This window comes from Vibrio sp. SCSIO 43133 (assembly GCF_023716845.1).
Classification (GTDB): Bacteria; Pseudomonadota; Gammaproteobacteria; order Enterobacterales; family Vibrionaceae; genus Vibrio; species Vibrio mediterranei.
On record NZ_CP068024.1, the window covers coordinates 590,993 to 613,048 of the forward strand.

Genomic DNA, 22,056 nt, shown 5'->3' on the forward strand with positions numbered 1-22,056 from the left:
GTGTCTCCACAAGACGTAAGTTAGCCCTGAGCAAAAAAACAGCAATCAGGGGAAAAGTAGGGCGGCTATTATACTCAAACAGAGCCAGAGCGCACTTACATTTTAAGGTAAAAGTCTTTGGTTAGGGCAATAAAGTCTTTGGAATAGCCCCCAGTCTCGGAATGAATGATCAAATGCTCTGTATTTAATGAAATTGCCTGTTTGCAAAGGGTAAATAGAAGTCGGTTACACGGCTTTTTTGTTGTCGATTGAATTTGGCAAATTCGGTTTAATTGCCAGCCTTTTTGTTGTGCGATAGCAATAAACTGTTCCCCCTCTACTTTAGGCAGAACAAAACTGGCTTCGCCCTCATCTGATAACAGATTAAAACAGGCGTCGAGTAATTGATCGTGAGAGAGTGTATCAGTGTGGCGGGCTGTTGCTCGGTGCTGGTTCTTAGATTGCTCACCACTATTAAAATAAGGTGGGTTGCAGATAATGCCACTAAATGACTCAGGAAATGGTGTAGTTAATACGTCACTATGAAGAAGAGAGACTCGTGAATGCCAAGGTGAGCGATTGATATTGATTTCGGCATCTTGAATCGCCACTGCATCGATATCGATAGAGGTGATTTGAGCGTTGCTATATCGCTGAGCAATCATTAAGGACAGTAAACCTGTTCCCGTTCCAATATCCAAAATATGTGTTGAATCGCGGTATTGTGCCCACGCTCCTAATAACACTCCGTCGGTGCTCACGGGCATACCGGAATGACCATCGAAGATGGAGAACTGTTTGAACTGAAAGCCTTTGGTTTTTGTTGTGCTAGAAGTCATGGTTTATTTTGTTAATCGTTTGCTTTTGAGTAAATATCACTATTGTTAAATAATTGAGTAGTGATATGTTCTGTCTGTGATCGACTTGTTTTAATTTTTGGTCAGTATAAATAATTGCTTATTTGTTTTAATCTAGAGAATCTAACTGCTTTTTAAAGGTCAAAGCAAATTAATGTAGTGTTTATTTCTATATCTATTGCTTATTGACTAGTGATTCGTCATCATGCCCGCCTTATTTTTACGGTAGAGCAAAGACTCTTCCGGCTAACACACAACATAACAAGTAAGGGCATATCTGTGAAACAGACGTTGAAAACAACAGATATTATAGCAGTCGGCTTTATGCTGTTTGCATTTTTCCTTGGCGCGGGAAACATCATCTTCCCTCCATTGGCAGGTCAATTAGCGGGTGATCATTTATTACCAGCAATGACTGGCTTCCTTCTCACTGCTGTAGGTCTTCCTCTTATTACCATTATTGCCGTTGCAGTGGCTGGGGGCTCATGGGAGCACTTGACTAAGGATCTTCCTAAACGAGCGGCAACATTGATTGCTGTACTCATCTTTATCATTATTGGACCTGCATTTGCAGCGCCACGTACTGGCTTAGTGGCTTATGAAATGGCCGTTCGTCCATTCTTTGCTGACGCTGCTCAAATGCACCTGACTGTGTTCTCAATCCTGTTCTTTGCTATCGCCATGGCATTTGCTTGGTCTCAAGGCAAGTTGATTGATGTGATTGGTAAAGTGCTAACGCCTGTGCTGTTTGTTGGTTTGATTGTGTTGGCTGGCGCGGTATTCATTGATCCCCAAGGTGAAATGATTGCACCGGTAGGCGATTATCTAACTCAACCTCTGACTAAAGGTTTCCTAGAAGGTTATAACACCATGGATACGTTTGGTTCACTGATGTTCGGTATGTTGATCGTCGATGCGCTTCGCAAGAAAGGCATTACGGAACAAGCGGCAACGACTAAGTATTTAATCAGCTCAGCGCTTATTGCTGCGGCTGGTCTGGCGTTTGTTTATATCTCTCTATTCTACTTAGGCGCGACCAGTGCGACAGTGGCAGCAGGAGCTGACAACGGCGGTGCGATTCTAAGTCAATATGTTCAAGCGCTATTTGGTCCATACGGTCAAATCGTGTTATCAGTAATTGTATTACTGGCTTGTTTAACAACAGCAATTGGCCTGATCTCTGCGTGTTCTGATTACTTCAGCTCACTCACGTCTATCAGCTATCACAAGTGGGTCATCATTATCGGCGTTGCTTGTGCAACCGTGGCGAACATCGGCCTAGCTCAGCTTATTTCGCTGTCTGTACCGGTTCTGTTTGCACTTTACCCAGTAGCTATTGCATTGGTTGCCTTGACGTTTGCACGCAAGAAACTAGCAAACCCTAAACTGGCGTATCGTGTGGTGGTACTTGTTGCACTGACCTTCGCACTGATTGATGCTGCAAAAGTATCGGGTATCGATGTATCGTTATTCAACGTGCTACCACTGTTTAGTGTTGGTATGGGTTGGGTAATGCCAACATTTGCAGCTATTATCTGTATGTGTTTCATTGGTCGAAATGATCAAGAATTCACGCAAGAAACAGCGTAGTTTACTGATTGATTACAAAAATGGCGCTTCTTATGAAGCGCCATTTTTTATGCGTGAGAATGTACAAGGTAGGACTTACAGCAGCGCTTGGTATTCCACTAAGATCTGTTCACACCAAGTTGCAATGCGTTCGTCACTGAGCTCGTATTGAGAGTCTTCATCTAATGCTAAACCAACAAACTGGCTGCCATCTTCCGTTAAGGCTTTTGACGCATCAAATTCGTACCCAACATTAGGCCAGTAGCCAACGAATTTCGCTCCGGTGATCTTTAGTTCATCGTGAAGCATGCCCATTGCATCAAGGTACCATTCGCCATAGCCTTCTTGATCGCCAAGACCGAATAGGGCAACCACTTTTCCTTGCAGTGATACGCCAGAAACTTGATCCCAAATCGCGCCCCAGTCTTCTTGAATTTCACCAAAGTCCCAAGTCGAAATACCAAGAATTAACAGGTCATAGTCGCTCATATTAGAAATAGGCGTATCTTTTACGTTGAAAATGTCGACGATGTCTGGACCTATAATCTCGCGAATTTTCTCCGACGCCATTTCGGTATAGCAGGTTGACGAACCGTAAAACAAACCTATTTTCATCATTCTTTCTTGCTGTCGTTCTATATGATTCGAGATTCTACCCTTAATCTGACCATCTTTGCAGCGCTTATTCATCTTCTATAGGTTTTTTATGGCATTATCGTTTCTTCTCGCATACTCTGTTGAAAGTACTGTATAAACATCCAAGAGGCGGTTGTGAGCGACGTAAATATCCAAGATCAAGGCTTAGTGGAGCAATTTTTAGACTCCATGTGGATGGAGCGAGGGTTGTCTGAGAATACCCTTTCTTCGTATCGAAATGATCTCTTTAAGCTATTGAAATGGATGAATGAGCACAATTACCGACTAGACTTTATTAGCCTGTCGGGATTGCAGGAGTATCAAACGTGGTTAATGGATCAGAATTATCAGCAGAGCTCACGGGCAAGAATGCTCTCTGCTATTCGTCGTTTGTTTCAATACCTTCATCGTGAAAAGCTGCGCTCCGACGACCCAACGGCACTATTGGTGAGCCCTAAGTTACCCAAACGATTACCGAAAGATTTGACGGAAGATCAGGTGACAGCTTTATTGGAAGCGCCAGATCCTAATGACCCCATTGAACTTCGTGATAAGGCGATGCTGGAGCTGTTGTATGCTACGGGGCTACGTGTGACTGAACTGGTTAGTCTAACTATGGAAAACATCAGTTTGCGTCAAGGCGTGGTGCGAGTGATTGGTAAGGGCAATAAAGAGCGCTTGGTGCCAATGGGTGAAAATGCGATTGATTGGATTAGCGAGTTTATTGAAAAAGGGCGTCCGGCATTACTCGGAGATAAAACCTCTGACGTTGTATTCCCAAGTAAACGTGCAAGGCAAATGACCCGACAAACCTTCTGGCACCGTATTAAGTTTTACGCCGTATTGGCGGATATTGATACCGAATTGCTTTCACCGCATGTTCTTCGCCACGCTTTCGCGACGCACTTATTGAACTATGGCGCTGATCTTCGTGTCGTACAGATGTTGTTAGGGCATAGTGACTTATCGACCACACAAATTTATACTCACGTAGCAACAGAACGATTGAAAAATATTCATAGCCAGCATCATCCAAGGGCTTAACTTAACGTTTTTATACAAAGGTGATTTTAATGAGCGTAATGCGCCGTTTGACTCTACTTACTCTTCCACTTTTTGTAACTGCTTGCGGTGCGGAAGAAACACAAGCGACTCCTCAGAAAGCGGAAACGATGGCGGTTGCTGCCGTGCAGGCTGATGAGGCTGCTATTAAGGCTCGATTTGCCAAGATCGGTATTGAAGTTGATGAGATTGTTGCTTCAGACATTAATGGTTTGGTTGAAATACGCACTGCTGGAGGTGTTCTGTTTGCTTCGCCAAACGGTGAGCACTTTATTGCTGGGACACTGTACTCTTTGGATGAAAACGGTAACTACAAAGACGTCATTGCTGAGCGTCAGGCTCCAATCAATGCAGAAAAAATCGCGCAGTTTAGCGATAGCATGATTGAGTACAAAGCCAAAGACGAAAAATACGTTGTGACCATCTTTACTGATATTACTTGCGGCTACTGCGTTCGTCTCCACAGTCAAATGCAGGGTTATAACGATCTAGGTATCACAGTACGTTATCTTGCTTATCCACGCCAAGGCGCAACAGGTCCAGTGGCAGAGCAAATGGCGAAAATCTGGTGTTCAGAAGACCCTGCAGCGGCAATGCATGATGCTAAAGTCAACCGTCAAGAGCCTCAGTTTGATGGCGACCTAAAACAGTGCAAAGAAACAATAGCTAAACATTACAACTTAGGGCGTGAGCTAGGCATTAGCGGTACACCTGCTATTTTCCTACCAAACGGTGAAATGGTTGGTGGTTACTTACCACCAGCTGACCTTCTTAAGCGCCTAGAGCAAATCAAATAACTATTAGGATAAGGGCTCGATAATACGAGCCCATTTTTGTTTATGATAGAAATTCAACGTCGTCCTGAAGTCGATATTTCCGCTTTACCTGATTCTATTCCTTCGCTGCTAAGACGCCTGTATTTATCGCGAGGTGTTACCGATGTTGCTCAGCTAGAAAAAACAGCACGCGGCCTTATTTCATACCAACAATTGGCTGGTATAGATGCGGCTGTCGCTTTACTGTTTGAGGCGATTAAGCAACAAAAACGCATCATCGTTGTGGGTGATTTTGATGCCGATGGCGCAACGAGCTCCGCGTTATCAGTTCTAGCTCTGCGAATGCTAGGCAGTCGAAATGTCGATTATTTGGTACCAAACCGCTTTGAAGATGGCTATGGTTTGAGCCCTGAAGTAGTGGACCAAGCAATCGAAATTGGCGCCGAAGTGATCATGACCGTTGATAATGGTGTGTCTTCGATTTCTGGCGTGCAATACGCTAAAGACAATGGCTTACAAGTGTTGGTCACCGACCACCATTTACCAGGGGCAGAACTTCCCAATGTGGATGCCATGGTGAACCCAAACCTTAATGAATGCGGCTTCCCTTCTAAGGCATTAGCTGGTGTTGGCGTGGCATTTTACCTCATGATGGCGCTTTGCGTGTTCATGCGTAAACAAGGTTGGTTTGCCAAGCAAGGTATGGCGGAACCTAAGCTGATGGAGCTCATTGATTTAGTTGCGCTTGGTACAGTCGCAGACGTAGTGCCATTGGATGAAAATAACCGAATTTTGGTGCATCAAGGTTTGCAGCGTATTCGTGCTGGTAAGGCTCGTCCCGGTATACAAGCGTTAATTGAAATCGCCAAACGCGATGCGCGTAAATTGGTGGCATCAGACTTTGGTTTTGCGTTAGGGCCAAGAATTAATGCCGCAGGACGACTTGATGATATGTCGTTTGGCGTTGAATTGCTGATGTCCGATAACATTCATGCAGCACGACGTATGGCGAGTGAACTTGATGGTTTGAACCAAACTCGTAAAGACATTGAAGAAGGCATGAAGCAAGAGGCGCTGGCGTTTTGTGAGCGTTTGCAAATCAGTGATAAATCCGAGCTTCCTTACGGCTTAGCCCTGTTTCAGCGAGATTGGCACCAAGGCGTTATTGGAATTCTAGCATCTCGAATTAAAGATAAATTTCATCGACCTGTTATTGCGTTTGCTGATGGCGGAGAAGGAACCATCAAAGGCTCTTGCCGTTCCATCCAAGGATTACATATGCGAGACGCTTTGGATCGAATCGATACGCAAAATCCGGGACTTATTTTGAAGTTTGGTGGGCACGCGATGGCGGCCGGTCTGACTATCATGGAGAAAGACTACGAACGTTTCAGTAAGTTGTTCGATGAAGTGGTTCGTGCTGAGTTAGGGGATACCGCACTAAAAGGCATTATTTTGTCTGATGGCGAGTTAACACCTGAAGAGTTTTCTATGCACACGGCGGAGCAGCTTCGTGCCGGTGGACCTTGGGGTCAAGCGTTCCCCGATCCGTTGTTTGATGGTGAATTTAAAGTGCTCCATCAAAAGCTGGTGGGCGAAAAACACCTAAAACTGATGGTTGAGCCAATGCACAAAGGGTTTGGCACTCATATTATGTTGGATGCAATAGCCTTCAACGTAGATTTACGCCGCTGGCCAGATGCTTCAGTGAAAACGGTTACGTTGGCATATAAATTGGACATTAACGAGTTTCGCGGAAACCAATCGTTACAGTTGATGGTAGACCATATAGAACCTCGCTAGAGCTGGATATTTTAGGTCAAGGAAGTTCGATATTTTTCTGTATCTTCGTCACATTTTTGAGTAGAATTCTTCGGTTAAATTCTACTCATAAATGCTGAGCAAATATGTTTGAAATCAATCCAATTAAAAACCGCCTACAGGATGTGACCGAGCGCACTAATATCCTGAGGGGGTATCTTTGACTATGACGCCAAGAAAGAGCGTCTAGAAGAAGTTAATGCAGAACTAGAGCAACCGGATGTATGGAATGAACCTGAGCGTGCTCAAGCGCTAGGTAAAGAGCGTGCATCACTTGAAGCTGTCGTAGAGACTATCGACCAACTTGACCAAGGTGTTGAGGATGTTGATGGCCTTCTAGAGCTTGCGGTTGAAGAAGAAGACCAAGAAACCTTCGACGAAATTGAACCTGAACTTGCTGAACTGGAAGCCAAGTTGGCTAAGCTTGAGTTCCGTCGTATGTTCTCGGGTGACCATGACGCATCAGATTGCTATATCGACTTGCAATCTGGTTCTGGTGGTACGGAAGCACAAGACTGGACCAACATGATGCTACGCATGTACTTGCGTTGGGCTGAAGCGAAAGGCTTCAAGACCGAAGTGATTGAAGTATCTGAAGGTGAAGTCGCAGGTCTAAAAGGCGCAACAGTAAAGATCTCTGGTGAGTATGCTTATGGCTGGCTTCGTACTGAAACGGGTGTACACCGTTTAGTTCGTAAATCACCTTTTGATTCTAGTGGTCGTCGTCATACTTCATTTGCCTCTGCATTTGTTTATCCTGAGATTGATGACAACATTCAAATCGATATTAACCCTTCTGATCTTCGTATTGACGTATACCGCGCTTCGGGCGCAGGTGGTCAGCACGTCAACACGACAGAATCTGCGGTACGTATTACTCACGTTCCAACCAATATCGTAGTGCAGTGTCAGAATGACCGTTCTCAGCACAAGAACAAAGACCAGGCGATGAAACAGCTTCGCGCAAAACTGTTCGAATTTGAACTTCAAAAGCAAAATGCTGAGAAGCAAGCGAACGAAGATGCGAAATCTGACATCGGCTGGGGTAGCCAAATTCGTTCGTACGTTTTAGATGACTCGCGCATCAAAGACTTACGTACAGGTGTCGAAAATCGTAACACTCAAGGAGTACTTGATGGCGATCTAGACAAGTTTATCGAAGCTAGCCTTAAATCAGGCCTTTAAGCTTTTCACCAATTTAAAACGGGATACATCGAAAATGACTGATGATGTTCAAAATGAAAACCTACAAGAAGAAAACAAGCTGATTGCTGAGCGCCGCGCTAAATTGGAACAAATCCGAAAGAGCTGCAAGGCGAACGGACATCCGAACGATTTCCGTCGTGATGCGCTTGCTGGTGATCTGCAAAAAGAATTTGGTGAAAAGAGCAAGGAAGAGCTGGAAGCACTAAACCATGTAGTGTCAATTGCTGGCCGTATCATGGCGAAACGTGGTCCATTCCTTGTGATTCAAGAAACTTCTGGTCGTATTCAAGCGTATGCTGCAAAAGACGTTCAGAAAGAACTTAAAGAAAAATACCAAGGTCTAGATATCGGTGACATCATCGGTGTGAAAGGCGCGCTTCACAAATCAGGTAAAGGCGATCTTTACGTAAACATGGAAGAGTATGAGTTGCTAACTAAAGCACTTCGTCCACTTCCTGAGAAGTTCCACGGTCTGACTGACCAAGAGATGCGCTACCGTCAGCGTTATGTTGACCTGATCGTAAACGAAGATTCTCGCCAAGCGTTTATTGTACGTTCTAAGCTTGTGTCATCGATTCGTAACTTCATGAGCTCTAAAGGTTACCTAGAAGTTGAAACGCCAATGATGCACGTGATCCCAGGCGGTGCGACGGCTCGCCCATTCATCACGCACCATAATGCACTGGATATCGACATGTACCTACGTGTTGCGCCTGAGCTATACCTTAAGCGTCTAGTGGTTGGCGGTTTTGATCGCGTATTCGAGATCAACCGTAACTTCCGTAACGAAGGTCTTTCTCCTCGTCACAACCCAGAATTCACAATGATGGAATTCTACCAAGCTTACGCAGACTACAAAGATTTGATGGATCTTACTGAAGAAATGCTGAGCACAGTTGCGATGGATGTTCTAGGTTCGACTTCAATGCCTTACGGTGATGAGACGGTAGAATTTGGTGGTAAATATGCTCGTATGAGCATGTTTGATGCGATCAAACACTACAACCCTGAGCATGAGCAAATTCAAGCGCTAACAGAAGAAGACCTAACTAATCGTGAGCTTATGGTTTCTATCGCGAAATCAGTACACGTTGAAGTGGAAACGTTCTGGACATGTGGTCAGCTTCTAGAGGAAATCTTTGGTGAAACGGCAGAACCAAAACTGATTCAGCCAACCTTCATCACGGGTTACCCAGCGGATATTTCTCCATTGGCTCGTCGTAGCGATGATAATCCATTCTTCACAGACCGTTTCGAGTTCTTTATCGGTGGTCGTGAAGTAGCTAACGGTTTCTCTGAGCTTAACGATGCAGAAGACCAAGACGCTCGCTTTAAAGCACAAGTTGATGCAAAAGACGCTGGTGATGATGAAGCTATGTATTACGATGCAGACTACATTACAGCGCTAGAGCACGGTCTACCGCCAACAGCAGGTCAAGGTATTGGTATTGACCGTCTGGCAATGCTGTTTACTAACACGCACACGATTCGTGACGTGATTCTGTTCCCAGCAATGCGTCCACAGCAATAAGCTGAAACGGTGACTCATTCTTACAAAGCCTCTCATTGAGAGGCTTTTTTCATGCCATATTTCTAAAAATGTTTATAGAAAAGTCATAAATCGTGCACTAGTCTTAATTATGAGACAGTAGCGATTGTGTTAATTGCGATAGTTCTATTTGATAGCTATGACGAATTCAATAGAATTAACAAGTTGAATCTAAAAGCAATAATAAGGAATGATGTAATGGGAACCGAGTTTCGGATGGATTCTATCCCCGGCTCTTTAGTCGTAGTGGGTGGAACCTATGAGCCATGGCTATCTGTATTGGAGCAGGCTGGATGGCGATGCACGCAATGTTCCGACTTGCGAAAAGCCGATGCCTTGTTTTCAGAAATAGGCCCTTGTATTGGGATTGTAGACTTAACGAGGGATGATTTTAGCCTTAATGGCATTGCGAAACTTGTAAGTACACACAAGCAAGTTCGTTGGATTGCGTTTATCCGTGAGTCGCAGCTGAGTTCGGATACTATTTGCCAATTTATAGTTAATTTCTGTATTGATTTTTTCACTACGCCTATTCCTGATTCCCGTTTAATGAGCACGATAGGTCACCAGTTAGGAATGCTAAAACTGGAACAAAAAGTGTGGCCTCATAATGGAAATGACAATGACCTTGGTTTGGTTGGTCAGTCATTACCAGTGAGACGGTTGCGTGATCAAATTAGACGTATCGGCCCCACCGATGTCAGTATAATGATTCATGGCGAAGTTGGATCTGGCAAGGAGTCAGTAGCTAAAGCCATTCATCGCTGTTCTGCGCGTTCTCAAAAACCCTTCATCGCCGTCAACTGCCGAGCATTTTCCGACGCGCGTTTTGAAAATGAATTCTTTGGCATGCATGATGCCGACCGAGCATCGCTTTTAGATCAAGCCTCGGGCGGAACCATTGTTCTAAATGACATTTTTACCTTACCTCCCAAACAGCAACTTAACCTGCTTAAGTTTTATCAAGATGGTCAAATAGAGACGGCAAAGGGCATCAAAGAATTTGATGTGCGTATTTTAGCAGCGGATACATCAGATATTGAAAAAGCACTAGGCGATGGCATGTTCAACGAAGAGCTATTCCATTGCATAAATGTTCTTCGTATCAATGTACCAAGCCTTAAAGAGCGTGCGACGGACATTGGTTTGCTGGTCAGTCACCATATCGGTCAGTTTGCTAAAGAGTTTAATTCTCCAGTCAAATCTATCGATGATGATGCTCTGAAAACGCTGACGTATTACCATTGGCCTGGAAATGTGAAAGAGCTGATGAATCAGGTGAAACGTGCGGTGCTGATGACGGAAGAAGAAGTGCTGACTAAAAAGCATTTTGAGCTGCCCGGTACTTTCTCTGGCAAGCGCAGCTTGAAGAGTATTCGAGAACGTTCTGAGCGTGATGCGTTGATCTTAGTGCTAGATAGCCACAATGGACAAGTTACACTAGCTGCCAAAGAGTTGGGCATTTCTAGGGCGACGATGTATCGTTTGCTCAATAAGCATAATTTGATTACTGAAGAGACGGTGTAGTCGTTGTTCATGATTAAAAAAAGGCGCGGTCGCGCCTTTTTTAGTTTCTGTCGGGATATTTGGTATTACTGTTAATTAAGTGATGTGAATCGAAAGATTACAGAGTCATACAATATCTAGTTGTTTTATTTGGAAATAAAACGAATCACTAACACAAGCTATTTCTACAGTTCAATACATTGGGTATAAGTTATTACAACGGAATATATTGAAATATTCCTTTGTTTTTTACATTTCTTGTTACATGTCTGTTGAAATTATCATCAATTTGCATAAGAATTACCCCTGAGCACTACGCTCAACCTTTCAAATTTATTTCGGATTATTAAGTGAGTATGGAGGCACAGAAAATGATGAATCGTATTTCTTTTATCAATATTTGTGCTGGCCGTTTTACTCATGCGGATCGAATCGCGACTGATCTATCTACTGCAATGGCAGCGGATAAACCGTCAATCGATACAGCACACGCTTAATTAGTCCGTAACCTCAAGAGGCTGCGGAAATAGCAGTCAACTGAGGAATCACAATATTTCTCCTTATATCCTGACCGCTATTTCTCTCCTCAAATTATTTCTAGGAGAAAACTATGCGTACTTCAATTTACTTAACTGTTGCAACTTGGCTTATTAAAGCAGACATCCAAAAAGAAGAGCGTGAGTGGAGACGACGTTACCGTCGCAATGCACACCACTTGCCACTTCACAATGAGCACTTGTTAAAGGACATTGGTTTGGATAGACATGGCCGTCCACTTGGTCAAGTTGCTCCACCTCACATTGTAGCGAAACGTAAAGCTCGTCACCTTCGTCGAGAATTACACTCTAGAATCGCTACGTAAAAAAAGGGCAGGTCGCTTATCGCGACCTGCCCATACTGTGTGAAAAACCTATTTAGGGGCATGGGTTAGAATATTTAGCCCCTATTTCTTGAAGTCCATTCAAGAGTTCATCAGAGAGTTCTACATCGATGCTGTTTATGTTGCTTTCTAGCTGCTTAAGATTGGTTGCACCAATAATATTAGAAGCGACAAATGGACGTTGATTAACAAATGCCAATGCCATCTGAGCGGGGTCTAGGTTATGCTCGCGAGCTAGGTCCACATATGCTTGTGTTGCTTCAATGCCTTGTGGAGTAAAGTAACGGACAAATCGCTCAAATAGACTGCAACGCGCTCCCTCTGGACGTTGCCCATTGAGATATTTTCCGCTCAAACAGCCGAAAGCGAGTGGTGAGTAAGCGAGTAATTCCACACCTTCGTGGTGGCTAATTTCAGAAAGGCCGACTTCAAAGCTACGGTTGAGTAGGTTGTAAGGGTTTTGAATCGAGACTATTCTTGGCAAATCATGTTTTTCGGCCAGTTTAAGTAGCGTCATAACTCCCCAAGGCGTTTCATTAGAGACTCCGATATAGCGTATTTTTCCAGCTTTGATGAGTTCGTTTAGTGCCTCTAATGTTTCGATTAGTGTAACTTCTTCATTTCCTTCAGGGTAAGGGTAGTTTAGTTGTCCAAAACAATTGGTTTTTCTTTGTGGCCAGTGCAATTGGTATAAATCGATATAATCGGTTTTTAAACGGCTTAAACTATCGTCTACTGCTAAATGTATATTACGTCTATCTAGACTCATATTGTCGCGGATATAAGGAATATTTCGCGGTCCAGCGACTTTAGTCGCTAACACTACTTTTTGTCTTTTATCTGAATGCGAAAGCCAATCGCCAATATGTTGTTCAGTTTTTCCTTGAGTCTTAGCACTTGGAGGAACGGGATACATCTCTGCAGTATCAATAAAATTAACACCGCGTTCTAGAGCAAAATCGAGCTGACTGAATGCTTCCTGCTTGGTGTTTTGCTCACCAAACGTCATTGTCCCTAAAGCTATCTTGCTGATTTCTAGCGAAGAGTGCGGGAGGTTATGATATTTCATTGAGCCTTCCTTGTTTGTTGTTGTTTTTATCCACTATACCTCGTTTTGGTAAAAGATCTGCTTGTTTAGTACCTAATGCGATTATTTTTACTAAACTGACTTTTATCAGTAACGCATTATCCACAAAAATAGTAAGGGGGTGGAATATGCAAAAACATCAGCTCGATCGTTGGCTACATGGGTATCACAAAGACACTTATAAACAACCCAAAGTTTTTGTGATTGGTTGTGCTGATATTTCACACTATCTGTTAGCAGTGGAATACAAACATAAATTAGAACCAATTAAACAAGATGATGAGCCAATTCATTTTGAGTCGTTGGACTCGGTGAAAGAGGAGTTGCATCGATTAGGTATCGAAAAAGCGTACCTTAGGTTGCATAACGCTTACGATGAATGTGGCAGTGCAGAAATGAATCGTTATTGTGATATCGAACTAAAACTTCATTAACTGGTTCGAAAATCTTCTGTTTAGACAAAGTACTGTTCAAGTATATGAGCAGTAAAGCGTGCTCTGAGGTAGAAACCTCGGGGCAGGGTACGTATTTTTTGTCCTGACGTACCGTAAGCTTCTGTTTTCACACGGCTATTGGCTGCTTTAGGGCGAATTTGTAACACCTCGCCGGTATGGGCCGTGATCTGATTGATTTGACCTAATGAAATAAGCTCCATCAATTCTTCCCAATCATTTTTCAACATGGTTTCTTCCTCTGGAGATGGGCTCCAGATTAGTGGAGAGCCAACATGTCGCTCTGCAACGGGGATCTCTCGTTCACCCTCAACCGGTAGCCAAAGGACACGAGACAGCTTATTGCGTATATGGCTAGTTTCCCACGTTACTCCATGAATGCCGGTAAGCGGTGCAACACAAACGAAAGTTGATTCTAAGGGCTTGCCGGTATGGCTAATAGGGAGGCTCTTGAGCTCAATACCAATGTCGGGAAAGTCTTGAACTGGCTTACTACCGGCCTTTGCACCTAAGTGCCACTCAAGTAGTTGTCCTACCCAACCTTTATCGCGCTTAAGATTATCTGGTACACACATGCCTGCCTGTGCAGCGAGTTCGCCAAATGTTAATCCTGCGATATCACGAGCGCGTTGTAATAGTTCTGTTTCGGAGGTCGGAGTTGGTTTCATAAATACGTTGCAGGTTAATTTAGGCCCAATAGGGAGCTAACTATTCTATCATGGCGATGAAGAATTTATCGGTATAAAAAAAGATCAGTCTGTTTGAGATTTGATCTATTCATGACTTATCCACAGAGAATTTATTCTCTAAGTTGAATTTGCCATGTGCTGTATGAATAATCAGTATTTTAACGCGGATTAACACTTGATAAATCGAGGTTTGTTTGAAACTCGACAGTTTCAGTGTGGATAAAATAGCCATAGGTTGATCTTTGACCGATCTGAGTGTGTGTATTTATTTGTAGTAAATTAGAGACTTTTACTTGATTGATTTGATTTTAAGTTTATGAAAATTATAAGTTTAATTTTCTCGCGTCGATCTTGGAAAAATTCGGCTTGGTAGAAAAAGAACCAAAAACTCGTAAAGATCATAGATTCTTCACATGGTTATTCACAGAAAAGGTGAATAAATGTGGGCTGGGTCTCATTGTTGTGTTGATAACTAAGGCTTTGCGCGAAACTTATCCAGTATGGCAGCATTTAATGGTAATTGTTCAAATTTACGGGCGACTAAGTTTGCTCAACTTGGGGATATGTGGAAAAATCAGGGTAATGAAAATTTAATTGAGGTTGGCCAGTGATAGATGGCGATGGTTACCGACTTAATGTTGGTATTGTGATTTGTAACAACCATGGTCAGGTCTTCTGGGCTAAGCGATACGGACAACATTCATGGCAGTTTCCTCAGGGCGGCATTGACGATGGTGAATCCCCTGAGCAAGCCATGTATCGAGAACTTTATGAAGAGGTGGGATTAACCAAGAACGACGTCAAAATCGTTGCAGTTAGTCGCCATTGGCTGAGATATAAGTTACCCAAGCGATTAGTACGCTGGGATTCGAAGCCAGTCTGTATTGGGCAAAAACAGAAATGGTTTTTACTGCGTTTAGATTGTGATGAATCTAAGATCAACATGCAGCGTGGTAATACCCCTGAATTTGATGGTTGGCGCTGGGTAAGTTATTGGTATCCAGTCAGGCAAGTGGTTTCTTTTAAACGGGATGTGTATCGACGTGCGATGAAAGAGTTTGCATCATTGGCAATGCCGTTTAAGGAACGTAAATTTAAAGGCAAGAGAAAGCATCGAAGAGGGTAAGTATGCTATCGCAACTAAGGGATATAGTTGAGCACGTTTCAAAGGTTGAAGATGTGCACGCCGCCCTCGAAATTCTTGTTCAACAAACTTGTGCAGCTATGCATACTGAATGCTGCACAATTTATTTGGCAAATAACGATAAACAGCGTTTGGAGTTAATGGCTACACAGGGCCTGACCTTCAAGGGCGACACTATCCATATCGATTTTAACGAAGGTCTAGTCGGCCTCGTAAAACGAACTGCCGAACCGATTAACTTGGCAGAAGCCGCCAAACATCCCGCATTTAAATTCTTCCCAGAACTTGGTGAAGATATCTACCATTCTTTCCTCGGTACACCGATTATTCATCGTAAACAGGTCCTTGGCGTTTTGGTTATCCAGCAAAAAACGTCGCGTCAGTTTAGCGAGATGGAAGAGTCTTTCTTAGTCACACTCGCAGCTCAGATAGCGGTTTTGATAGCACATGCAACTGCGCAAGGGCATGGCTTCTTTGACGATAATAAAACGGCGGTGATTAAAGGGATTGGGGCATCATCGGGAGTAGCTATTGGCCCAATCTGGTGGGACAACACTCAACCTGACTTAAGCAATGTATTTCCAGCTTCCGCGTTGGATATTGCGCGTGAACACGAAACGTTATCGGTCGCCATCGAAAATGCATTGGCTGACTTTAAGCGCATGCGTAAGAAGTTGGATCTTGAATTAAATAAAGATGCACTAGCAATATTTGATCTGTTCACTCACTTACTAAATGATCCTATGCTGCGCAATGATTTAAAAGCGCAGATACAAAAAGGCGATCGAGCAGACTGGGCTTTGCGCCAAGTAGTAGAAAGTTATGCGAACCGTTTTGCCAAGATGTCTGATGTATACATGCGCGAGCGTGCTCAAGATGTCAAAGAACTTGGCCAACGTTTGCTGTTTTTCTTGCACAATACTGAGCAGCCTATTCATGAATTCAACGAGCCTGTTATTCTTGTTGTGCGTGAACTTACTGCGTCCATTCTCGCTTCAGTACCCAAGGAACAGCTACTAGCTGTGGTGTCTCTTGAGGGGGCGGCGAACTCTCATGCGGCTATCTTATCCCGGGCGATGGGAATTCCTGCCGTTATGGGAGTGAACACTAACCCTGAGCTCCTAAGTGGCAAGGTTGGTATTGTGGATGGGTATAGCGGTGAGATTTTCCCTGATCCTAGTAATGAATTACTACTTGAATACCAAGAGTTAGTGACAGAAGAGACTGAGTTGTCTCGAATGGTTGAACAAACCGTTGATCTTGAAGCAAGTACAAATGATGGTAAACGCATCCAAATTATGCTGAATGCTGGCCTTAGCGCTGATACTAGTATTTCTTTGAATAAGAATGTCGATGGTGTGGGGTTATATCGAACCGAAATTTCCTTCTTGCTTCAGCAGCAGTTCCCTTCGGAAGAAGAACAGGTGCATCAGTATCGTTCGGTGCTCGGTGCTTATCCGACGAAGCGTGTTGTGATGCGTACGCTTGATATCGGCGGCGACAAGCCTTTGCCTTATCTGCCTATTGATGAAGACAATCCTTTCTTAGGTTGGCGCGGTATCCGCTTTACTCTCGATCATCCTGATATTTTCTTGATTCAGTTGCGCGCTATGCTTCGTGCGAGCGAGGGATTAGATAACTTAAGCATTCTTTTGCCTATGGTGTCGTCGGTACAAGAACTTGACGGAGCGACGGCGCTTATTGAGCAAGCTTATCAAGAAGTATCCGCAGAACATCCGAAGGTAAAACGCCCGGAAATTGGCGTTATGATCGAAGTACCTTCTATGCTGTATCTCTTACCATTTATGGCACAGAAGGTGGATTTTGTATCGGTTGGAACGAACGACTTAACGCAATATTTATTGGCTGTTGACCGCAACAACGCTCAGGTGGCCGATATTTACGAAACCCTGCATCCTTCCGTATTGGCGGCAATGAAACATATTTTTGAAACTTGTCAGTCGTATCATCTTCCTGTTTGCATTTGTGGTGAGCTGGCGGGTGACCCTATTGGTGCATTGCTGCTGGTGGGGCTTGGTTACGATACTTTAAGTATGAACACGTCGAACGTCGCGAAAGTGAAGTACTTACTCAGACAAACCTCACAGCAGGAGCTTAAATTACTTGCTGACAAAGCATTGATGCAACCGTATGGTGAAACCATTTATAATCAAATGCGTGATTACTTTGAGGATAAAGGACTAGCTGGCTTCATCCGTGCCGGTAAGTCTTAAACCAACCCTTTTGGAATACATGTGAACTACGAACTGATCTTATTACTACTGTGTCTTGGCGCAGTAGTCGGCACTATGTCCGGGTTGCTCGGCATTGGTGGGGGACTTATTGTTGTCCCAGCGCTGGCTTTCATCCTACCTAAATTTGGTATCGCGAGTGATATGGTTATGCATATTGCACTGGCGACTTCCTTAGCCTCTATCATTATTACATCAGGCTCTTCGGCAGTTAACCATCTTAAACTGGGTAACGTTGATTTGTTTGTTATTAAATGGCTTATGCCCGGCGTGGTGATTGGCGGATTTGCGGGCTCCAATGTCGCAGAGTGGATTCCTTCTCACTATCTACCGAAGGTGTTTGCTGTCATTGTACTGCTTCTAGCAATTCAGATGTTTTTGTCTATCAAATCGCAAGTGACGCGTAATCTCCCTAGTCCTTTTATCACAACATGTTGTGGCGCGGGAATCGGTATGGTATCGAGCTTAGCGGGGATTGGTGGGGGATCAATGTCGGTTCCTTTTCTTAGTAAACATGGCGTTGAGATGAGAAAAGCGGTAGGCTCTTCGTCAGTATGTGGTTGCGTGATCGCGATCGCAGGTATGATTGGCTTTATTATGCATGGCGCTAAAGTACAAGGACTACCGGAATACAGTATCGGCTATGTCTACTTGCCGGCTTTACTGTCCATTGCTGCTACCTCAATGTTAACAACGAAATTTGGTGCAAAATTGGCGACAACTATGCCAACACCGAAACTAAAGAAGATTTTTGCAGTCTTCTTATTATTCGTTGCATTTTCAATGATGTTTTAATCTCAATACTCAAACCTGATAAGTGAGCGTTTTATGTCTCAGGGATATATCCAGTTTCCTAATATCGACCCAGTTCTTGTTGAATTAGGTCCCATTTCTATTCGTTGGTACGGCTTGATGTATCTTGTCGGCTTTGCATTCGCGATGTGGTTAGCTAATCGTAGAGCCGACAAGCCAAACTCAGGATGGACGCGCGAGCAAGTATCAGATCTGTTGTTTGCAGGTTTCTTAGGGGTGGTGCTAGGTGGCCGCATAGGATACGTCCTATTTTATGGTTTTGATGAACTGCTACGTGACCCGCTCTACTTGTTCAAAGTATGGACCGGTGGTATGTCGTTCCATGGTGGCTTGTTAGGCGTTATTACCGCTATGTTCTGGTATGGCAGAAAGAACGGACGCACGTTTTTTAATGTCGCAGACTTCATCGCGCCTCTTGTTCCTTTTGGTCTAGGTATGGGGCGTCTAGGTAACTTTATGAACAGTGAGCTTTGGGGACGAGTGACTGATGTGCCATGGGCGATCATCTTCCCTAATGGTGGACCTTTTCCACGTCACCCGTCTCAACTGTACGAATTTGCCTTAGAGGGTGTTGTACTGTTCCTAATTTTGAATTGGTTTATCAAGAAACCTCGCCCAGAAGGGGCTGTGTCAGGTTTATTCCTTCTGGGTTATGGTACATTTAGATTCTTGGTCGAGTTCGTACGTGAACCGGATGCACAATTAGGACTGTTTGGTGGCTTTATTTCTATGGGCCAAATCTTGTCTTCACCAATGATTATCCTTGGTGCACTAATGATTGCATGGGCATACAAAGTCAACGGACCGAAACTACAAAAAGTATCAAAGTAATAGGAATTGTCGTGAAGCAGTATTTAGACTTATGTCAGCGAATCGTTGACGAAGGCGTTTGGATTGAAAATGAGCGTACGGGTAAACGTTGTTTAACCGTAATCAACGCAGATCTGACCTATGATGTCGCCAACAACGCATTTCCTCTAGTTACTACAAGAAAGAGCTTTTGGAAAGCAGCCGTAGCTGAGCTATTGGGATATATTCGTGGCTACGATAACGCGGAAGACTTTCGCAAGTTAGGAACCAAAACATGGGATGCTAACGCGAACTTAAATGAAGCGTGGCTGAACAATCCTTACCGTAAAGGTGAAGATGATATGGGCCGTGTCTATGGTGTGCAGGGCCGTGCATGGGCTAAGCCAGATGGTGGTCATATAGATCAACTTCGTAAGATTGTGGATGACTTAAGCAAAGGGATCGATGATCGTGGTGAGATCTTAAACTTCTACAACCCAGGCGAGTTTCATATGGGGTGTTTGCGCCCATGCATGTACAGTCATCACTTTTCGCTATTAGGTGATACGCTGTATTTGAACAGTACGCAACGTTCATGTGACGTACCCCTTGGTTTAAACTTCAATATGGTTCAAGTCTATGTGTTCTTAGCGATTATGGCTCAGATTACCGGTAAAAAACCGGGACAAGCATTTCATAAGATCGTTAATGCGCATATTTATGAAGATCAACTGGAGTTGATGCGAGATGTTCAGCTAAAACGTGAACCACTGGCTGCTCCGACGTTCCGTATCAACCCAAAGATTAAGACGCTTGAAGATTTAGAAACCTGGGTGACGCTTGATGACTTTGAAGTAGAAGGTTACGAGTGCCACGAGCCTATTCGCTATCCATTTTCTGTCTGAAAATAAGGCCGAGCATTGCTCGGCCTTATTTTTGACGAGAGCTACCAGTTAATTTTCTCTCTTTCACTAAAGAATCCCGCTGTTGGTCCATCGGCATCGAGCGTTGCTAACCAAATGGCTGTATCTGCACCTTCTTTAGGGGACTTTAATCGAATATGTTCACCATAATCAGGCAGATCATCCAAATTCATTCCTGAATCAACCCATCCAGGACAGTATGAATTTACTTTAATTCCAAATGGCTCTAGCTCTTTTGCAAACAATACTGTGTTGGCATTTACACCAATCTTCGAGGATTGATAGGCCGCGCATACATCGTCTTTAATCGGCGAGGCCATGTCAGAAAGTTGAGTAAGTTGACCTGCTTGACTGGAGACATTGACTATTCTGGCTTGAGAAGACTTTTTGAGGAGTGGTGTTAGAGCACGAGTCAGTAAGAAAGGGCCAATCTGGTTGACCTCAATCACTCGGCGGTAGGTATCCTCATCTATAAGAGAAGGATGTCTACCAAGATCGACTAAGATAGCTGCATTATTAACGAGTACATCAAGACGACCAAACTGCTCTTCTATCTTATTAGCAACCGCAGGAAAGACCGATGACATGGCAAGGTCCAATTTAAGATGGGAGGCGGTATAGCCTTTCTGGCGAAAATCATTAACTAATGCTGAGCAGGATTGAATGTCGGCCATGATGACATGAAAGCCTTGTTCCATTAATAACTCAGAGGTGGCTAAGCCGATACCCTGATAAGCACCGGTGACTAAGGCAATTTTCTGCATGACTGACCTTTTTGTTGACTACATTTAGGCCAGTCTATCGATGGGGCTATCAAAAGGGGAGTAACAAGGGGAATGTTACTCTGTCCCATACGTTATGCTGTCAATGGTAATGCTTAGTCGTAATAGGCATCCTCGATAATTTCTTCTTCAACGATTTCTTCTTCAATAATCTCTTCTTCTACAACGACATCCGTCGCCACTTCACAGGCTCCTTCATCGTATGCACCGTCGATGGTTCCCGCCACTGCGCCAGCACCGCCACCAATAGCTGCTCCAGCAGCAGCGCCGGAACCACCATCTACAATACCGCCAACGACTGCGCCAGTAATCGCCCCGTCGACTGCACCATCAATAGCGCCTTCAGCGGTTTGGTCACAGTAATAGGCATAACTCGGTGAAGATAAGATTAGAGCTAGGGCAAAGAACTTGAGTTTCATGGTTTATTTCTCGATTGATGAGTTTGCCTATTAGCCTAAGTGATTGAATTGGTTATTATAAGTAACATCTCGTCAAACCTTGGTTAGTTTAGAGTGTGTTTATTGTTGAGAGTAATTAACAGAAGGGAACGGATTTTTCTCACTGATAGTATCGTTAATAAATCCAGAGAAGGAGTTATAAGGTACTTGCGAGATAGTAAATAAGTCACTCATACTTGAGCTAAAAGAACCTGTGGAGACGGAACATGCGATTACTAGGGATAGCGTTGAGTCTTATATTAATAGGATGCAGCGGTGCGCCTAACGAAATCAAAGTTGCTGATGAGAAGTTATTGATTGAGTTTAATCAAGCGGTAAAAGAGGCGACACCGTATGTCGGCCAGCCAGCTAGATGGGGTGGAGTGATTGCAAATTTGATCAATTTAACCCCTAACACCAGTGAGCTACAAATTAGTCAATTTGCATTGGACTCAAAAGGTCGTCCTGATGATACTCAACAGGACAGTCAACGATTTGTCGTCAATGTCGATAGGTTCTTAGACCCTGAGGTGTTTACTCAAGGTAAATCAATGACATTTGTTGGTGTTATAGAAGGCATGACTTCAATTACGGTTGGGCAACAGGAGCTTAAGGTTCCGGTATTAAAAGCCTCAAACTACTATCTTTGGACTGAAGATAAACGCATTAAAACTTATTATGTTGGTGACCCATATTATAACTACTATTACGACAGCTATTATTACTGGGATGATATCGACGACGCCGATTTGATCGAGCACTATGATGACTTTGATTATGACTACGGTGATTTCTAGATAGTAAAAGGCCCAGCTACATGTAGCTGGGCCTTTTTAGTAGAGCTTAG

At 43.7% G+C, this 22,056-nt stretch carries 22 protein-coding genes; 16 read left to right on the forward strand and 6 right to left on the reverse strand.

What is annotated here, in order from left to right; genetic code table 11:
* Window positions 1-95: 95 nt before the first annotated feature.
* Window positions 96-818 carry a tRNA1(Val) (adenine(37)-N6)-methyltransferase gene (locus tag JKJ11_RS02965; protein ID WP_252038727.1) on the reverse strand — a complete coding sequence of 241 codons (723 nt, stop codon included), beginning with the start codon at window positions 816-818 and terminating at the stop codon, window positions 96-98.
* 297 nt (window positions 819-1,115) lie between these two features.
* On the opposite strand from JKJ11_RS02965, the gene brnQ reads away from it, so the two are divergent.
* Window positions 1,116-2,426, forward strand: coding sequence for a branched-chain amino acid transport system II carrier protein (brnQ, locus tag JKJ11_RS02970; protein WP_252038728.1), 1,311 nt, complete (start codon window positions 1,116-1,118; stop codon window positions 2,424-2,426).
* A gap of 75 nt (window positions 2,427-2,501) precedes the next feature.
* Here brnQ and fldB read toward each other — a convergent pair whose 3' ends face one another.
* Window positions 2,502-3,020, reverse strand: a complete 519-nt coding sequence (fldB, locus tag JKJ11_RS02975) for a flavodoxin FldB (RefSeq protein WP_252039089.1) — start codon at window positions 3,018-3,020, stop codon at window positions 2,502-2,504.
* Window positions 3,021-3,176: 156 nt separating this feature from the next.
* On the opposite strand from fldB, the gene xerD reads away from it, so the two are divergent.
* The 8 genes from xerD (at window position 3,177) to JKJ11_RS03010 (ending at window position 11,823) form a co-directional block, all read left to right on the forward strand.
* The gene (gene xerD, locus JKJ11_RS02980; RefSeq protein ID WP_038223315.1) at window positions 3,177-4,085 is read left to right on the forward strand and encodes a site-specific tyrosine recombinase XerD; all 909 of its coding nucleotides are present in this window, start codon (window positions 3,177-3,179) and stop codon (window positions 4,083-4,085) included.
* 29 nt (window positions 4,086-4,114) lie between these two features.
* Window positions 4,115-4,900 carry a bifunctional protein-disulfide isomerase/oxidoreductase DsbC gene (gene dsbC, locus JKJ11_RS02985; RefSeq protein ID WP_038225545.1) on the forward strand — a complete coding sequence of 262 codons (786 nt, stop codon included), beginning with the start codon at window positions 4,115-4,117 and terminating at the stop codon, window positions 4,898-4,900.
* A gap of 42 nt (window positions 4,901-4,942) precedes the next feature.
* Entirely contained in the window at window positions 4,943-6,682 is a 1,740-nt protein-coding gene (recJ, locus tag JKJ11_RS02990; RefSeq protein WP_252038729.1) for a single-stranded-DNA-specific exonuclease RecJ, read from the forward strand.
* 104 nt (window positions 6,683-6,786) lie between these two features.
* A protein-coding gene (prfB, locus tag JKJ11_RS02995) for a peptide chain release factor 2 (protein WP_252038730.1) occupies window positions 6,787-7,885 on the forward strand; the annotation gives its coding sequence in 2 pieces (ribosomal slippage) (window positions 6,787-6,861 and window positions 6,863-7,885; 1,098 coding nt in all).
* Between the two features lie 34 nt (window positions 7,886-7,919).
* Window positions 7,920-9,437 (forward strand): lysine--tRNA ligase, encoded by a 1,518-nt coding sequence (lysS, locus tag JKJ11_RS03000; RefSeq protein WP_006075403.1) that lies wholly within the window; start codon window positions 7,920-7,922, stop codon window positions 9,435-9,437.
* 216 nt (window positions 9,438-9,653) lie between these two features.
* Entirely contained in the window at window positions 9,654-10,982 is a 1,329-nt protein-coding gene (locus tag JKJ11_RS03005; protein WP_006075402.1) for a sigma-54-dependent transcriptional regulator, read from the forward strand.
* Between the two features lie 350 nt (window positions 10,983-11,332).
* Window positions 11,333-11,458 carry a hypothetical protein gene (locus JKJ11_RS26015; RefSeq protein WP_256200709.1) on the forward strand — a complete coding sequence of 42 codons (126 nt, stop codon included), beginning with the start codon at window positions 11,333-11,335 and terminating at the stop codon, window positions 11,456-11,458.
* Between the two features lie 113 nt (window positions 11,459-11,571).
* Complete coding sequence (locus JKJ11_RS03010; protein WP_236109133.1) at window positions 11,572-11,823, forward strand: DUF1127 domain-containing protein; 252 nt, start codon at window positions 11,572-11,574, stop codon at window positions 11,821-11,823.
* 52 nt (window positions 11,824-11,875) lie between these two features.
* On the opposite strand, the gene JKJ11_RS03015 is transcribed toward JKJ11_RS03010, so the two are convergent.
* On the reverse strand, window positions 11,876-12,910 hold the full coding sequence (locus JKJ11_RS03015) for an NADP(H)-dependent aldo-keto reductase (RefSeq protein ID WP_252038731.1): 1,035 nt from the start codon (window positions 12,908-12,910) through the stop codon (window positions 11,876-11,878).
* Window positions 12,911-13,056: 146 nt separating this feature from the next.
* Here JKJ11_RS03015 and JKJ11_RS03020 point away from each other — a divergent pair, with 146 nt between their 5' ends.
* A complete protein-coding gene (locus JKJ11_RS03020) occupies window positions 13,057-13,362 on the forward strand; it encodes a DUF6482 family protein (RefSeq protein ID WP_006075661.1) in 306 nt (101 codons plus the stop codon).
* Window positions 13,363-13,382: 20 nt separating this feature from the next.
* Here JKJ11_RS03020 and mutH read toward each other — a convergent pair whose 3' ends face one another.
* A complete protein-coding gene (mutH, locus tag JKJ11_RS03025) occupies window positions 13,383-14,048 on the reverse strand; it encodes a DNA mismatch repair endonuclease MutH (protein WP_031493629.1) in 666 nt (221 codons plus the stop codon).
* A 628-nt stretch (window positions 14,049-14,676) separates the two neighbouring features.
* On the opposite strand from mutH, the gene rppH reads away from it, so the two are divergent.
* The 5 genes from rppH to JKJ11_RS03050 are packed head-to-tail and all read left to right on the forward strand — an operon-like array spanning window position 14,677 to window position 19,972.
* Window positions 14,677-15,195, forward strand: a complete 519-nt coding sequence (gene rppH / locus JKJ11_RS03030) for an RNA pyrophosphohydrolase (protein ID WP_038225527.1) — start codon at window positions 14,677-14,679, stop codon at window positions 15,193-15,195.
* A gap of 2 nt (window positions 15,196-15,197) precedes the next feature.
* A complete protein-coding gene (gene ptsP / locus JKJ11_RS03035) occupies window positions 15,198-17,447 on the forward strand; it encodes a phosphoenolpyruvate--protein phosphotransferase (RefSeq protein WP_124940656.1) in 2,250 nt (749 codons plus the stop codon).
* A gap of 21 nt (window positions 17,448-17,468) precedes the next feature.
* On the forward strand, window positions 17,469-18,260 hold the full coding sequence (locus tag JKJ11_RS03040; protein ID WP_006075641.1) for a sulfite exporter TauE/SafE family protein: 792 nt from the start codon (window positions 17,469-17,471) through the stop codon (window positions 18,258-18,260).
* Window positions 18,261-18,293: 33 nt separating this feature from the next.
* Window positions 18,294-19,109, forward strand: a complete 816-nt coding sequence (gene lgt / locus JKJ11_RS03045) for a prolipoprotein diacylglyceryl transferase (protein ID WP_006075640.1) — start codon at window positions 18,294-18,296, stop codon at window positions 19,107-19,109.
* Window positions 19,110-19,120: 11 nt separating this feature from the next.
* Window positions 19,121-19,972, forward strand: a complete 852-nt coding sequence (locus JKJ11_RS03050; RefSeq protein WP_006075639.1) for a thymidylate synthase — start codon at window positions 19,121-19,123, stop codon at window positions 19,970-19,972.
* 41 nt (window positions 19,973-20,013) lie between these two features.
* On the opposite strand, the gene JKJ11_RS03055 is transcribed toward JKJ11_RS03050, so the two are convergent.
* Together JKJ11_RS03055 and JKJ11_RS03060 are read right to left on the reverse strand one after the other, a co-directional pair.
* On the reverse strand, window positions 20,014-20,754 hold the full coding sequence (locus tag JKJ11_RS03055; RefSeq protein WP_252038732.1) for an SDR family NAD(P)-dependent oxidoreductase: 741 nt from the start codon (window positions 20,752-20,754) through the stop codon (window positions 20,014-20,016).
* Between the two features lie 113 nt (window positions 20,755-20,867).
* Complete coding sequence (locus tag JKJ11_RS03060) at window positions 20,868-21,191, reverse strand: YMGG-like glycine zipper-containing protein (protein ID WP_006075637.1); 324 nt, start codon at window positions 21,189-21,191, stop codon at window positions 20,868-20,870.
* Window positions 21,192-21,436: 245 nt separating this feature from the next.
* Between JKJ11_RS03060 and JKJ11_RS03065 the strand changes: the two genes are divergently transcribed.
* Entirely contained in the window at window positions 21,437-22,006 is a 570-nt protein-coding gene (locus tag JKJ11_RS03065) for a Slp family lipoprotein (protein WP_252038733.1), read from the forward strand.
* Window positions 22,007-22,056: the final 50 nt, after the last annotated feature.

Bases quoted from the DNA above. Each gene is read 5' to 3' on its own strand.
- lysS (WP_006075403.1), top strand. From the start codon at position 7,920: ATGACTGATGATGTTCAAAATGAAAACCTACAAGAAGAAAACAAGCTG.
- lgt (WP_006075640.1), top strand. From the start codon at position 18,294: ATGTCTCAGGGATATATCCAGTTTCCTAATATCGACCCAGTTCTTGTT.
- mutH (WP_031493629.1), bottom strand. From the start codon at position 14,048: ATGAAACCAACTCCGACCTCCGAAACAGAACTATTACAACGCGCTCGT.
- JKJ11_RS03055 (WP_252038732.1), bottom strand. From the start codon at position 20,754: ATGCAGAAAATTGCCTTAGTCACCGGTGCTTATCAGGGTATCGGCTTA.
- JKJ11_RS02965 (WP_252038727.1), bottom strand. From the start codon at position 818: ATGACTTCTAGCACAACAAAAACCAAAGGCTTTCAGTTCAAACAGTTC.
- ptsP (WP_124940656.1), top strand. From the start codon at position 15,198: ATGCTATCGCAACTAAGGGATATAGTTGAGCACGTTTCAAAGGTTGAA.
- fldB (WP_252039089.1), bottom strand. From the start codon at position 3,020: ATGAAAATAGGTTTGTTTTACGGTTCGTCAACCTGCTATACCGAAATG.
- JKJ11_RS26015 (WP_256200709.1), top strand. From the start codon at position 11,333: ATGATGAATCGTATTTCTTTTATCAATATTTGTGCTGGCCGTTTTACT.
- recJ (WP_252038729.1), top strand. From the start codon at position 4,943: ATGATAGAAATTCAACGTCGTCCTGAAGTCGATATTTCCGCTTTACCT.
- JKJ11_RS03005 (WP_006075402.1), top strand. From the start codon at position 9,654: ATGGGAACCGAGTTTCGGATGGATTCTATCCCCGGCTCTTTAGTCGTA.
- JKJ11_RS03010 (WP_236109133.1), top strand. From the start codon at position 11,572: ATGCGTACTTCAATTTACTTAACTGTTGCAACTTGGCTTATTAAAGCA.
- JKJ11_RS03020 (WP_006075661.1), top strand. From the start codon at position 13,057: ATGCAAAAACATCAGCTCGATCGTTGGCTACATGGGTATCACAAAGAC.
- JKJ11_RS03065 (WP_252038733.1), top strand. From the start codon at position 21,437: ATGCGATTACTAGGGATAGCGTTGAGTCTTATATTAATAGGATGCAGC.
- JKJ11_RS03060 (WP_006075637.1), bottom strand. From the start codon at position 21,191: ATGAAACTCAAGTTCTTTGCCCTAGCTCTAATCTTATCTTCACCGAGT.
- JKJ11_RS03015 (WP_252038731.1), bottom strand. From the start codon at position 12,910: ATGAAATATCATAACCTCCCGCACTCTTCGCTAGAAATCAGCAAGATA.
- dsbC (WP_038225545.1), top strand. From the start codon at position 4,115: ATGAGCGTAATGCGCCGTTTGACTCTACTTACTCTTCCACTTTTTGTA.